This window comes from Meridianimaribacter sp. CL38, assembly GCF_004328055.1.
GTDB classification, from domain to species: Bacteria; Bacteroidota; Bacteroidia; order Flavobacteriales; family Flavobacteriaceae; genus Gaetbulibacter_B; species Gaetbulibacter_B jejuensis.
Window position 1 is genome coordinate 183709 of the sequence record NZ_QKWS01000003.1, and the last position, 14471, is coordinate 198179.

Consider the following 14471-nt stretch of genomic DNA (forward strand, 5'->3'; position numbering starts at 1 on the left):
CATAAAAAAACACCAATAACTCGTGACTGAAAAAGAAAAAATGCTGAATGGAGATTTTTACAACTCTAGAGATCCTGAATTAATAGAAATGTATCACAATGCCCGAAAATTATTAAAAGCATACAATAATCTAGACTCTAAATTACTTGATGAACGCAATACTATTTTAGACACGCTTTTTGAGTTTAAAGGTGCAAACGTTTGGATTGAAACTCCTTTTTTTTGTGATTATGGTGCTAATATTTCAATAGAAAAAAACACATTTGTAAACACCAACTGTATGTTTTTAGATAACAACAAAATTTCTATCGGTAAAAACGGTTTGATTGCACCTTATGTTCAAATATACACAGCTACACACCCTTTAAAAGCTTCTGATCGTATAATTGAAACTGAAGATAATTCTCGTTACCTTACCTCTACTAAACCTGTAACCATTGGAGACAATGTATGGATTGGTGGAAACTCAGTAATTTTTCCTGGAGTAACCATTGGCAATAATGTAACCATTGGAGCTGGCAGTGTTGTTACTAAAGATATTCCTGATAACGTATTAGCTTTTGGAAACCCTTGTAAAGTTGTTAAGCAACTATAGCAATTACATACAATCTGTAATAAAATTAATTACCAATCAGATTTATTATCTTTAATACCGCAACTAATCTGCTGTGATTAATGAATAAAGTATTATTAACTGGAGCTACAGGATATATTGGAAAACGGTTATTACCTGTTCTAATAGAAAAAGGATGCTTTGTTGTATGTTGTGTTAGAGACAAAAATAAATTTCATATTGAAGATTCTATTAAAGACAGCATTAAAGTAATTGAATTAGACCTCACTAAAAAAGATACCTTTAACAATATTCCTAAAGATATTGATGCTGCTTACTACTTAGTGCATTCAATGTCAACTTCAGATGATTATTTTGAATTAGAAAAGCAGTCAGCCATAAATTTTAGAGAAGCCATAAATATTACAAGTGCAAAACAAGTAATTTATTTAAGTGGTATAGTAAACTCTAACTCACTATCTAAACATTTACAATCTAGAAAAAACGTTGAGATTGAACTCAGCAAAGGCAATTATGCACAAACTACTGTACGTGCAGGAATAATTATTGGGTCTGGTAGCGCTTCTTTTGAAATTATTAGAGATTTGGTAGAAAAACTACCTATAATGGTTACACCCAAATGGCTAAAAACCAGATGTCAACCAATAGGAATTTCAGATGTTATTAAAATTTTAACTGGTGTTTTAGGGCATAACCAAACCTATAACAAAAGCTTTGATATTGCAGGTAACGAAATACTTACTTACAAAGAAATGTTATTAGGCTTTGCTAAAGTGCGTGGTTTAAAAAGAATGATTTGGACAGTGCCAGTAATGACACCTAAGCTATCTTCATACTGGTTGTATTTTATCACCTCTACATCTTACAAACTTGCTGTTTCATTAGTTGACAGTATGAAGGTTGAAGTTATTGCTAAAGATGACAGCATCATAAAATTGCTCAACATTACACCTCTTAGTTATGAAGAGGCTATCAAAAAAGCATTTAGTAAAATAGAGCAAAATGAAGTGGTTTCTAGCTGGAAAGATTCCACAGTAAGCGGAAGAATAAATTACAGAATATCTGACTATATAAAAGTACCTCAGTTTGGATGCTTTATTGATGTTCGAAAAAGACCAGTTGAAAATCAAGAAAAATGCCTTGAAAAAATATGGAAAATAGGTGGAAAAACAGGATGGTATTATGGCAATTGGTTATGGAAACTTAGAGGTTTTTTTGACAAACTATTTGGAGGTGTTGGTTTAAGAAGAGGACGCACAAATATTTACGACATAAACTCTGGTGATACTTTAGATTTTTGGAGAGTACTTTATGCTGATAAAACTGAAAAACGTCTCTTATTATTTGCTGAAATGAAATTACCAGGTGAAGCTTGGTTAGAATTTAAAATACAAAACAACACACTTATTCAAACTGCTACATTTCGCCCAAAAGGCTTATTAGGTCGACTCTATTGGTACTTAGTATTACCGTTTCACGGATTCATTTTTAAAGGCTTAATAACCGAGTTAACTAAAAATGATGCAGCAAAAAATAATTAATGATTTAATTATCTAAAACCAAATGGATTTAAACAGCATAAAAGAAAATTATAAAAATTATGATAATTGGGAAATCGAAAAAATAGCTTCAAAAGAAGCTAGCGCTCTAAAACCTGAAGTGATTGAAATCCTAAAATCCGAAATAACAAAAAGAAATTTAAACCTAAATTTAATTGATAGTATTGATTCTCAAAGACGAGAATTATCTGAATCTGAATTTATTGAATACTATACTATTTTAAGAAACCTTCCTTGTCCGAATTGTAAATCTAGAACACAAAAAATTAACGCTACTTTTATTGGACAAGTTGTTAGTATTTTAATTATTACAAACTATGAAAAATCTTTAAAAGTTTCTTGTTCCAATTGTCTTGATGAAATGCACAATAAAGCAAATACAAAATCTGCACTTTTGGGTTGGTGGGGAATTCCTTGGGGACCAATTCACACAATAAGGTCTTTTATATTTAACTCAAAAATGAAAAAAAATAATCGAACTGAAAAACCAAATGAAATTTTGACAAGTTTTATAATTAATAATATTGGAATACTAGAAAAAGCTAAAACTCAACCTGAAAAATTGACTGAATTTATTAATCAAGTAAATAATGAGATTTAAGATTTTTCAAACATTATAAACATGCCTAGAGAATTTGACTCATTTATTATAGTCCCTGAATTTGCTGAAAAACCTATTATGCATTACGATGACTATATTGGTAAAAAAACAGAAGATTATCCTGAAATGGCTTTGTTGCAATTTAAAAGTATCATCGCTTCATTTATTCATGATGCCACTGAAAAAGAGGAAAAAACAATTACTTTTTTTGAAACACCAAACACTAACATAAAAGCTCATTTTCAGAAAAAATTAAAAACCATAGACAAAACACTAAAAATAAATACTAACATTTTTTTAGACACTATTAGTATTCTACCTGAAGAAAACAACAACTATCATTTAGCAAAACTTACATTTATAGCAAACAACAAAAAAATATGTATGTATTCGTATGGTCCTGAGGTTATCAAAATTGAGAACTAACAATTACAAATACACTATCTTTAATCCTCCAACAAGAGAACACCAATAAATATCTATGAAACAAAATATTTTAATGCTCTTCGTATTAGTAGTTTTAGTAAGCTGTAGCTCGTTAAAAAAAATACAACTAATGAAATCTGGCGAAGTTAGTAATAGTAACTTTATGGAACGCATCAGTTTTGACTATGGTGCTAAACTTCCTATTGTAGAAGCCACTATAAATGGGCATAAAGGTAGATTTCTTTTTGATACAGGAGCACCAAATGTGCTATCAAAAGAGTTTTCCCAAAAACTTAATTTAAAAAAATTAGCCTATGGTAGTGTTGGCGATTCTGGAGGGAATGTTTTAAACAATCAAGCTTTTATACAAATTGAAACTATTACTTTAGGTAAGGTTACTTTTAAAAACACAGGAGCAATTATTCAAGACTTAGGAACATCACAGGCTATGAAATGCTTAAATATTGATGGAATTATTGGTGCTAATTTAATGCGAAATGCCTTTTGGAGAATTGATTACCAAAACAAAAAAATTGAAATCACTGACGATTTAAATCGTTTTGAACTAACAAACGAATATTCAATAATTAATTTTAAGACCAAAACTCAAGGCACACCTTTAATAGATTTAGATATAGATGGTGTAAAAGTCAAAAACTTAACATTTGATACAGGATCAAATGGTCAAATGTCAATACCCACAAGTGCTTTACAAGCGCTACAAAAAACTAAAACTGTGAGTTCAACGTATTCAATAGGCTCAACAACTTATGGTGTTGGCGGAAAAGCTAAAAATGACACTCTCTTTTATGGTGTTATAGATACAATTAAAATTGGAAATTTAAATCTTGAGAAGAAAATTATAAAATTTAGCACTCATAGCGATAATATTGGAAATAAGTACTTTGAGAATTATAATGTAGTTTTAGATTGGAAAAATGAAAAAATTTACATGAAAGAATTACAAAATTACCAACACGACTTCTTAATCGATTTTGGCTTTGGTATTGATTGGCAAGACAATGGCATATACATTGGCTCTATTTACACAAACTCTGATGCTACAAATAATTTACAAATAGGCGATAAAATACTAAAAATCAATAATCAAGAATTTACAAACTTAAGTAACGACACCATTTGCACCACTTTTAAAAACAATGATTGGGATTACGAAAAACAAGACAGTATTATAATAACTGTAATGCGAAATGACAAAACCCATGAGTTTAAACTTAATAAGAAACAACTATTACCAGTTGCCATAAGTGATTAAAATATTAACATATTTTTCCTCTGATTATATCAAATTATTTATTTTCGAAGTGTAAAACATTTAATTACACCATTATAGTTGAAAGCATCTTCTAAATCTATTGCTGTTCTGCCATTTGTCAATATGAGTAACGATATTGACAATGAATATTTTAGTGATGGTATAACTGAAGAAATCATTAATGCTTTATCTAATATTAAAGCACTAAAAGTGATTGCGCGAACATCTTCTTTTGCCTTTAAAGGAAAACAAGTTGATGTTAGAGAAGTTGGAAAAGAACTCAATGTTTCAACCATCTTAGAAGGCAGTGTTAGAAAAGCGAATAATAGAGTACGTATTTCAGCTCAATTGATTGACACATCAGATGGTGCGCATTATTGGTCTAAAAATTTTGATCGCGAACTTGATGATATCTTCAAGTTGCAAGATGAAATTAGTCTTTTAATTGCCGATAAAATACGAGAAAACTTTGGGCATTTCAATGTTGACGATTCTCTGGTAACACACCATACTATTTCCACAGAATCGTATCACAACTATTTAAGAGCTAAAAAACTTATTTCACGCTTTAATAAGGTCGATGTGTTTAAAGGAATTTCGATTTTAAAAGAAATTATAGAACAGCATCCTACTTTCGCATTAGCACATGTTAATATCCATTACGCATACAATATACTTGCTGCTGGTGGATTAATGCCTGTAAAAGAAGCTTTTGAAATTGGCGGGAATTATCTTGAAACAGCCCATAACCTAAAAGTAGATTTACCTGAAGTACATCATTCATTAGGTTGGGACGCCCTTAATAAAAAATGGGATTTTAAAGCGGCTGCTTGCCATCTTAAAAAAGCTTTAGAATTGAAACCCGGTTATTCCGATGCACATCAAAAGCTTTTTATAACCTTAATTTTAGAAGGAAATCTAGAAGAAGCAAACACCCATATAAATACTGCATACACACTAGATCCGCTTAACGATTTAAACAACTATTTTATGGGCTATAATGCCTATATTAATAAAGATGAAAACGCTATAAAAAGGCATTTTAAAAAGTGTTTTGAAATCAATAAAAAATTCATTGTTGGTTATGGCATTTATGCATTAGCCTTAGCGTATCACAAACAACCAGAACACATTATTGAAGTTGCCCAGAGTATTCCAGAAATGGAAGGCTCTAAAATGGAGCAATTAATAATGATATCTTTAGCGCATGCAGTAATGCAAGACAAAGCAAAAGTTGAGGCTAACATAATTAAACTAAAGCCTTTACTAAATTCTGATAGTCGTGAACGTGTACGCTTTTTCTTGATTTATATTTACACGCTTTTGAAACAGCATGAGAAGGCTTTAGATTTAATTGATGAAGGTATTACTCACAAAGAGCCTTTAATGACTTTGGTTAAAGTTGATCCCTTATTAGAGCCTTTACACAATCTTGAACGCTTCAAAAAACAGCTAGACGTCATTTTCGCTTTATCCAACGAAAGTAAACCACAAACCGAAAGTACTGAAAAACAACTACTTTCTAAAACCCAAATAACGCATTACAAAACAGCTATTTTAGATTTAATGGTCAATGAAGAATGCTTCCTAGACACCACATTGTCTTTACGAACATTAGCTGATAAAATCGATATTCACCCAAATCATTTATCATGGTTGCTTAATGCGAGTTTCAAGAAAAACTTCAACGATTTTATTAATACCTACCGTTTAGAATATTTTAAAACCATTGCACTAAAACCCGAGTTTAAACACATCACCATTCTTGGTTTGGCTTACGATAGTGGCTTTAATTCTAAAAGTGTATTTAATACTTTTTTCAAAAAAACAGAAGGTATTACACCTAGTAAATGGGTGCAACAGCATTCTAAGTAAACCTTTCTTCTTATAAATCCCGAACGTTCTAAATTATAATTTAGCACGACGCATAACTGTTTATACTTCAATTTTGCAGTATCAAATAATCAATTAAAAACGAACAGTTATGACAACTTTACACAAACTTTTAATGGCATTTATAATTGCAATTTTAATGCTTTTCACATCATGTTCAACCGATGATGACAACAACACAGCTTCCATTAATTACACAACTGCTGAAAATTTATTAACCGACATCAACTTTCAAGGTTATGCTATTATCACAAAAAATGGAAACGATTTGGTACGACAAGGTTTTGGCTTAGCCAATGAAAACACAGCACTTCCTCAAGATTACGAATTAGCCTATCGTATTGGTTCAGTATCAAAAACCTTAACTGCAGCAGCAATTATTCAGCTAAAACGCGATGGCTATATTTCTAATTACAACCAAACGTTAAACGAATTCGATCCTGAGTTTCCTTTCGGTAATCAAATTAGTATTGCACAACTGTTATCGCACCAATCCGGTATTCCAGATTATCAATTTGTTGTTGAAGACGCTACAGAACAAGGCTACTTTTTTGATGAAGAAGACATCTATGAAGTTATTATGGAACTAGTTACAGAAAACGGACTCAACTTTACACCTGGCGCAGGAAAACAATACAGTAATTCCAACTACCTTATTGCGGCTTTATTGGTTGAAGAACTTACTAATATGGCTTATCACGAGTACATTCAGCAGAATATTTTTAATCCTTTGCAAATGACAAACACATACAGAGGTACGGATATTATTGACCCAAACACACATGCCGAAGGCTACAACAATGGTAGTGCCAACAGTGTTTACCCGATGAATTTAGCGTTTGGTGCTGGCGATTTTAGTAGTACACCAAAAGATATGGAAACGTGGACAAATGCTGTAAAAACAAACTGGTTTTCAGCTACGGAAAAAGACGACATATTCGCGCAAGATGTACCAAGTGGTTACGTAGATTTTGGTTTAGGTTGGTTTACCACACAAGAAGGCAATACCACACTTTACTGGCATGGTGGCGATATAGACGGTTATTGGAGCATGATTGGTTTTGTGCCAGAACACAACGCTACCATTGTGCTATTAAGCAATCAGCAAGACGATTCTGGCATACAACGTAATACTATTATTGAACAATTATTAACAAACGAGTTTAACCAATAAATTAAAGGCATGCAACATACCAACGTTTTATTGGCAGGTGCTACTGGTTATCTTGGTAGACACTTATTAAAGGTTTTAATAGAAAAACAAAACCAGGTGGTTGCTATTGTCCGTAAGCCAAACCAACTAGATAATCCTAATGAAAACTATCTGGAAATTAAGCAAGCTGAAGTCACCAAACCAGAAACTTTAAGAGACATTTGTAAGGGCATAGATACGGTTATTTCAACCGTTGGTATTACGAGGCAAAAAGATGGTTTAACTTATATGGATGTCGATTATCAAGCAAATATGAATTTACTTGAAGAAGCTAAAAAGTCTGGTGTAAGCCACTTTGTTTATGTGTCTGCTATTAATGGCAATAAACATCGAAATTTGAAGATTTTTGAAGCCAAAGAGAAGTTTGTTGATGCTTTAAAAACTTCAGGATTAAATTATACCATTATTAGACCTAATGGCTTTTTCTCTGATATGAAAGACTTTTTACAAATGGCAAAATCGGGTCGTGTGTATTTATTTGGATCAGGCAATCAAAGATTCAATCCAATTCACGGAGAGGATTTAGCAAAAGCTATTGTCGATAACTTAGAAGATTACAACAACGAATTAACCGTTGGAGGTCCTGATATATTAAGCTTAAATGATATTAGTAAACTCGCTCTGACTTCATTAAACAAGCCAATAAAAATAACGCATTTACCAGATTGCTTAAGACGATTCACTATTTGGACTTTAAGAACATTTACCAGTGTAAAAACCTATGGACCGATTGAATTTTTCTTAACCTTAATGGCAGAAGATAATATTGCACCAACTTATGGAGATTATCATTTAAAAGACTATTTTAGAGAAGAAGCTAATACACTAGAGATATGAACATTCCAGATCCAAATACCGTTTTTCCGTTAGCCAATTACGATAAGTTATGTTTTTTGAAAAACTACATAAACAATCCTAATATTGAGGTTGGTGACTACACCTATTATGACGATTTTGAAGATGTTTCAAATTTTGAAAAAAATGTGAAATACCATTTCGATTTTATAGGTGATAAACTTATCATTGGTAAGTTTTGTATGATTGCGTCTGGTGCAACTTTTATTATGAATGGTGGTAATCATTTAACCGAAGCCACATCTGCTTACCCTTTTGCCATTTTTGGTGGTGCATGGCAACATGCTATGGATGACAAAACCTATCCAACCAAAGGGAATACTATAATTGGTAATGATGTGTGGATTGGTCACGATGCTACCATTATGCCTGGTGTAACCATTCGTGATGGCGCAATAATAGCAACAAAAGCAATTGTTACAAAAGATGTAGAACCTTACACTATTGTTGGCGGTAATCCTGCAAAACCTATTAAAGAACGTTTTTCAGAAGACACCATTTCTAAATTATTGGAACTTAAATGGTGGGACTGGGAGATTGAAAAAATCACTAAACATTTAGATAAACTTACATCGCATCCTGAGGCGTTGTTATAAATAAACCCTAAGAACTAATAAAAGGCTTAATAGTAAAACTGTTAAGCCTTTTTCTATTCATGTAAAAATTAAGGATTAGTACTAAATATCAAAAAGGTACCGAATCATAATTCAGAACGATTAGCCTTCACTTCTACTGCATCTTTGTACCATCAAAATTTCAATCAAAAAACGAACAATTTAAACATCAATCACAATGAAAAAATTAGTAATTATCTGCTTAACACTTTTCACAATTCATGGTTTTGCTCAACAGATTTCAGAACCAGAAAAACACAATAACGCTGATTTAAAATATAGAGTCAGTTTTCCTGCAATTATTTTAGGAAATATTGGAAAAGGCGGCGAAAGAACCAACACACAACACATTGAATTACATGTAAAACGTGAGCTTGACGCCAAAAACATTGTTGGTGTTAAATTTGCCACTTGGCGCTTGTTTCAACCTATGGGCATACAATGGTGGGATGGACTTACAGATAAAATAGATTCTGAAACCGAATTTTACCCTGGTTATTTACGTGAAACCGGTATTGGTATCTCTTATCAACGTATGCTTTGGAAAGGGTTGTTTGCTTCGGTTGAAGTTTTACCATTATACAAAACCTATTTAGACCTTGATGACAAAAAAATAGCCAACGGTTTTAAACTTTACAATTCGTATCATATTGGTTATCATTTCGCTTTTGGTAAAAAGAAACAATTTTTTATAGAACCACAATTTCATTGTAATGTTTGGCATTTTGACACCAATACGCCAGATTCATTTAAGCAACTCGACAACAAATGGGATTCTTATTTCTTATTTGAACCCAACCTTTATATTGGTATAAAATTTTAACTTATAAAACCATCTTAAAATTCTAAAACTAACATTATGAAACATTTATTTCTAGGTTTAATATTTTTAGTTGGATTATCAGCTATTGCTCAGCAAACAAAAGAAACAACAATTATACAACGCTTTGAAACTGAATTAGAAAGAGAGAATATAAAAAGTGGAATACTACACGTGTATTCTGAATCTCGTGGCATTAACATTCAGATTGCGGAAAATAAAGAAGATTCTATTTCAATAGATCATCCATTTTACACAGCTAGTATTACAAAACTATTTACCGCAACAGCTATTGGAATTTTAAAGGATCAGAATAAATTAAACTTTGAAGACAAAATCACTCAGTACTTACCAGATTCACTGGTGAATAACCTTCATGTATTGGATGGTAAAGACTATTCAAAAGATTTAACCATTGCACATTTATTACAACACACGTCTGGTTTACCTGATTATTTTACAGATGAAACTAAAGACGGAAGTCCGAATATCATCAATCAACTATTAATGAATCCTAATAAAATGTGGTCTGCTCAAGAACTGATTCAGTTTTCAAAAGAAAAGATGACACCTCATTTTGTTCCTGGTGAAGGTTATCATTATACCGATACTGAATATGTTCTTTTAGCTCTGATAATAGAAAACGTCAGTGGTTTATCGTTAGATGAGTTTTTTAGGCAGCATATTTTTCAACCATTAAAAATGAATAGTTCTTATGTCAACTTAAAATCGTCTTCTATAGAAAACAAACTTCCAATCGTTAAGTTTTATGCGAATCAATACGAGTTGTCATCACTTAAAAGCTTAAGTGCAGATTGGGGAGGAGGCGGTTTAGTCTCAACAACTCAAGATTTAATTACATTTTTAAAGGCTTTTAATACTAATGCCATTGTAAAGAGAGACACACGTTTAGCCATGCAAAATTGGGTAACTGAAACTAAAGGTATGGAATACGGTTTTGGGATAAGACAAGTTTCTGTTGGTGAATTAACTAATACAGAAAGCGACTTACAACTCATTGGACATTCAGGATCTACAGCGTCGTTTTTATGGTACTGCCCACAATTAGATACATATATTTCGGGTACTTTTAATCAATTAGAAGTTTCAAAAAATGCTTTACTTTTGGTTATTGATTTACTAAAAGCAGTAAAAAGAAAATAAGTTTCATGAATACATTTCAAAAAAAAACAACCTGTCTTTTAATTCTTTTTGTCTCGATGTTAAGTACAATGTTAGCTCAAACACCAAACAAAATAGATTGGAAAGAAGACTTACAAATTTACAAAGCATCTTTAGAAGACAAACATATAGACCTTTACCATTCTGTAACTGAAGAAAAATTTAATGCAGAATGGAGTAAAATTTATGACAGCATTGGTTTATTAAACGATTTTGAAATTACCTTAAAATTAATGCAATTAACAAGGCTTATAAATGATGGGCATACAGCTGTATCACTTCGTAATTATGATATCCACGACTATCCCTTAAAAATAAAACATATAGAAAATCAATGGCGCGTTGTAAAAATTAATAATACTAACAAAAACCTATTAAAATCTACACTTGTAGCTATTGATGGTGTTCCAATAGACGAGGTTATGTCTAAGGTTTCAAAAGTTGCTCAATTTGTTGAAAACCAACATTCATTATTAGTTAGAACCGGAAACTATGCAACCATAAGCGAATTGTTATATGCTCTTGGTATTACAAAAAAATCAAACTCAGCAACATTTACTTTTCAAGACATAAACCATCAAAGTATTGATATAAGACTTGACGCTTTAAATCAAACAACTTCAAACTCTGATTCTTTTCAAGAACTTGTTATTGGCATTCCTGAAATCATTAAGCCTGAAAACCTCTCTTTTGAGTATTTATGGTATGCTCCTATTCAAAACACAAATGCGGTTTATATCCGATTTGATAGTTATCCTTCTTTTGAAAAAATGCAACGTTTTAGCGAAGAACTGTTAGGCTTTATTTCTAAAAATAAAATTGAAAAAATTGTAATTGACATGCGCAATAATGGTGGTGGTGATTTGTATGTTGGTATAGCACTAGCTTATGCTCTAAATTTGTCTGATACTGTAGATTGGAAACAAGGCGTTTATGTTATGACTGACGCTGTAACATTTTCAGCAGGAACTAGTAATTCTGCTCTTTTTAAACAGTTACTAAATGCAAAAATAATTGGACAACCAACAGGTTCCAACCCAACTGGTTATCAAGACATGGATCAGTTTGAATTACCAAACTCTAAACTTGTTATTACCTATTCTAAACGAAGATTCAATTTATCAGAAACGGTAACCCAAGGTATTTATCCAGATGTAATATTAAATTACAATTGGAAAGACTATCAAAATGGTTTAGACACTATGCTGCTATGGGTTATAAAAGACATTAAAAAGAAGGAATAGTTATACCTTATCCTTGTAAAATATATAAATCCAAATAGACCTCGACAATTTAAAGTTAATTGTTCCTAATAAAACAGCTATTGTAGCAATAATAGCAAAAACTCGTAAAGGTGATAAATCAATAAAATACCAAAATACCACAAGACTCGCAATCATTTGCGCTACGGCAAGTCCGTAACTCACAAACATAGCTCCAAAAAAGAAACCAGTTTCGCGTTCAAACTTATAGTTACAAACAGGACATTTATCATTCATTTTAGGAATATTCAACAATAAGAGATTACCTCTATTATTAAAAATTTTACCGTTTTTACATTTAGGACATTTACAAGTCAACGCAGCAATTACATTACGCATAAGCAACTATTTTATTAGTAACAAAAGTAAAACCTCTAATCCTTTTCACATATATAGAATTTGCACTATTATTTGTACTTTTAAGACATATTATGCAACTTCCTGTTTTAAATATTAGTCAGTTTAAAGAATCAGCGCCTCTTAATGAAGTGTATATCAATTCATTTTCAAAACATATACAGCGTAATAAAGATTTAATAAGTAAACCACACAGTCATAATTTCTATCTGTGTGTACTATTTACCAAAGGTACTGGCACCCATGAAATAGATTTTGATTCTTATGCTATTAATCCAGGTAGAGTGTTTTTCTTAAAACCAGGACAAACTCATTTTTGGAAATTTAAGACACAACCCGAAGGGTATATCTTTTTTCATTCGCAAGAATTTTATGATCTAAAGTTTTTAAATCATACCCTACATTCATTTCCGTTTTATTATTCTTATCAGAATCCTCCTGTAGTAGATTTAACAAGCCAACAGCTCTCATTACTACAACTTAAGTTTAAAGAGGCTTACATCGAATATATGCAACCTAACCTTTTAAGAGAATTAAAAATAGTAAACTTGTTTAGTGACATTTATATTGAACTTACTAGAGCATATACCACTAATATTAATTTAGAAAAGCTTAAAACATCTCAATATTCGCAAATATTAGAGAAGCTAGAGCATTTAATAAACAACCATTTCCTTAAAGAAAAACTACCAAAGTTTTATGCACAAGAACTTAATATAACTACCAAGCATCTTAATAGAGTGGTTCAAAAAACCATTAACAAAACTACAAGTCAGCTTATCTCTGAGCGAGTCATCCTAGAAGCCAAACGATTAATTGTGCATTCTCATGATAACTTAGCTACAATTGCTTATCAGCTCGAGTTTTCAGACTATGCTTATTTTTCAAAAGTATTTAAATCCAAAACCGGACTAACTCCTTTAGAGTTTAGAAAAAATTATAACTAACATTAATAAACCATACAGAATTATATATAACAACGTAGATTTAAACAAAACAAACGTAGATTTGGAAAACTATCTCTTTTAGTATTTGCTCAACTTTGTATCATCATTAAAAAACTACAGTAATATGAAACAAAAAACAGCAATTATTACAGGTGGCAGTAGAGGTTTAGGACGCGATATGGCTCTTAATTTGGCACAAGATGGTGTCAACATCATTTTTTCATATCACAGCAACCAAAATAAAGCCAACGAAGTTATTTCTGAAATTGAAGCTATGGGTCAAAAAGCAGCTGCATTTCCTTTTGATGCCAACAACCCTAAAAGCGGACAAGATTTCATTAATAAAGCAACCAACTATTTACAACAAGAAAATGGAAGCAAAAACTTTGATTTTTTGATTAACAATGCAGGCACTGGAACGTTTAACTTAGTACCTGACACTACTGAAGTTCAATTTGACGAAATGATGAACATACACCTAAAAAGTGTCTACTTTTTAACACAAGCAGCTATACCATATCTCAATAAAGGCGGAAGAATCATTAATATATCAAGTGGTTTGACACGTTTTAGCCTACCAGGAATGTCTGCTTATGCTATGATGAAAGGAGGAATTGAGGTCTTTACACGTTACTTAGCTAAGGAACTGGGTGAACGTAACATCACTGCCAATGTAATTGCTCCTGGAGCCATCGCAACCGATTTTGCTGGAGGCAGCAACAAAGACAAAGAAAAAGCAGACTTAATCTCTAGCATTACAGCACTTGGTCGTGTAGGTGAAGCCGAAGATATTGGTGGAACTGTCGCTTTTCTTTGCTCTAAAAAAGCAGGCTGGATTAACGGACAGCGTATTGAAGTATCTGGTGGTATGTTAGTGTAAAATCTTTTCTTA

General features: G+C 31.8%; 15 protein-coding genes. 14 read left to right on the forward strand and 1 reads right to left on the reverse strand.

The features are described 5' to 3' along the window. Positions 1-22: 22 nt before the first annotated feature. The 12 genes from DMZ43_RS08685 to DMZ43_RS08740 all read left to right on the forward strand — a co-directional run bounded on the left by DMZ43_RS08685 (position 23) and on the right by DMZ43_RS08740 (position 12257). Positions 23-595, forward strand: a complete 573-nt coding sequence (locus tag DMZ43_RS08685; protein WP_131507492.1) for a sugar O-acetyltransferase — start codon at positions 23-25, stop codon at positions 593-595. 80 nt (positions 596-675) lie between these two features. After that, entirely contained in the window at positions 676-2115 is a 1440-nt protein-coding gene (locus DMZ43_RS08690; protein WP_131507494.1) for an SDR family oxidoreductase, read from the forward strand. A 22-nt stretch (positions 2116-2137) separates the two neighbouring features. Beyond that, entirely contained in the window at positions 2138-2734 is a 597-nt protein-coding gene (locus tag DMZ43_RS08695) for a hypothetical protein (RefSeq protein WP_131507495.1), read from the forward strand. Between the two features lie 21 nt (positions 2735-2755). Continuing rightward, entirely contained in the window at positions 2756-3160 is a 405-nt protein-coding gene (locus tag DMZ43_RS08700; RefSeq protein ID WP_131507497.1) for a hypothetical protein, read from the forward strand. A gap of 55 nt (positions 3161-3215) precedes the next feature. Then, positions 3216-4436, forward strand: coding sequence for an aspartyl protease family protein (locus DMZ43_RS08705; protein WP_131507499.1), 1221 nt, complete (start codon positions 3216-3218; stop codon positions 4434-4436). A gap of 78 nt (positions 4437-4514) precedes the next feature. Further along, the gene (locus DMZ43_RS08710) at positions 4515-6311 is read left to right on the forward strand and encodes a helix-turn-helix domain-containing protein (protein ID WP_238155803.1); all 1797 of its coding nucleotides are present in this window, start codon (positions 4515-4517) and stop codon (positions 6309-6311) included. 109 nt (positions 6312-6420) lie between these two features. Continuing rightward, the gene (locus tag DMZ43_RS08715; protein WP_131507501.1) at positions 6421-7503 is read left to right on the forward strand and encodes a serine hydrolase; all 1083 of its coding nucleotides are present in this window, start codon (positions 6421-6423) and stop codon (positions 7501-7503) included. Positions 7504-7512: 9 nt separating this feature from the next. Next, entirely contained in the window at positions 7513-8379 is an 867-nt protein-coding gene (locus tag DMZ43_RS08720; RefSeq protein ID WP_131507503.1) for an SDR family oxidoreductase, read from the forward strand. Beyond that, positions 8376-8993: a CatB-related O-acetyltransferase gene (locus DMZ43_RS08725; protein WP_131507505.1), complete on the forward strand. Its 618-nt coding sequence runs from the start codon at positions 8376-8378 to the stop codon at positions 8991-8993. Before DMZ43_RS08720 ends, DMZ43_RS08725 begins: the two co-directional genes overlap by 4 nt. 196 nt (positions 8994-9189) lie before the next feature. Continuing rightward, positions 9190-9834: a hypothetical protein gene (locus tag DMZ43_RS08730; RefSeq protein ID WP_131507506.1), complete on the forward strand. Its 645-nt coding sequence runs from the start codon at positions 9190-9192 to the stop codon at positions 9832-9834. Positions 9835-9870: 36 nt separating this feature from the next. Then, on the forward strand, positions 9871-10995 hold the full coding sequence (locus DMZ43_RS08735) for a serine hydrolase (protein WP_131507508.1): 1125 nt from the start codon (positions 9871-9873) through the stop codon (positions 10993-10995). 5 nt (positions 10996-11000) lie between these two features. Then, complete coding sequence (locus DMZ43_RS08740; RefSeq protein WP_238155804.1) at positions 11001-12257, forward strand: S41 family peptidase; 1257 nt, start codon at positions 11001-11003, stop codon at positions 12255-12257. Here the strand turns inward: DMZ43_RS08740 and DMZ43_RS08745 are convergent, their stop codons facing one another. Next, the gene (locus tag DMZ43_RS08745) at positions 12258-12614 is read right to left on the reverse strand and encodes a DUF983 domain-containing protein (protein ID WP_129760646.1); all 357 of its coding nucleotides are present in this window, start codon (positions 12612-12614) and stop codon (positions 12258-12260) included. Positions 12615-12706: 92 nt separating this feature from the next. Between DMZ43_RS08745 and DMZ43_RS08750 the strand changes: the two genes are divergently transcribed. Both DMZ43_RS08750 and DMZ43_RS08755 read left to right on the forward strand, forming a co-directional pair. After that, positions 12707-13579, forward strand: a complete 873-nt coding sequence (locus DMZ43_RS08750; RefSeq protein WP_131507510.1) for an AraC family transcriptional regulator — start codon at positions 12707-12709, stop codon at positions 13577-13579. Positions 13580-13703: 124 nt separating this feature from the next. Beyond that, positions 13704-14459 carry an SDR family NAD(P)-dependent oxidoreductase gene (locus DMZ43_RS08755; protein WP_131507512.1) on the forward strand — a complete coding sequence of 252 codons (756 nt, stop codon included), beginning with the start codon at positions 13704-13706 and terminating at the stop codon, positions 14457-14459. The last annotated feature ends 12 nt before the right edge of the window (positions 14460-14471 follow it).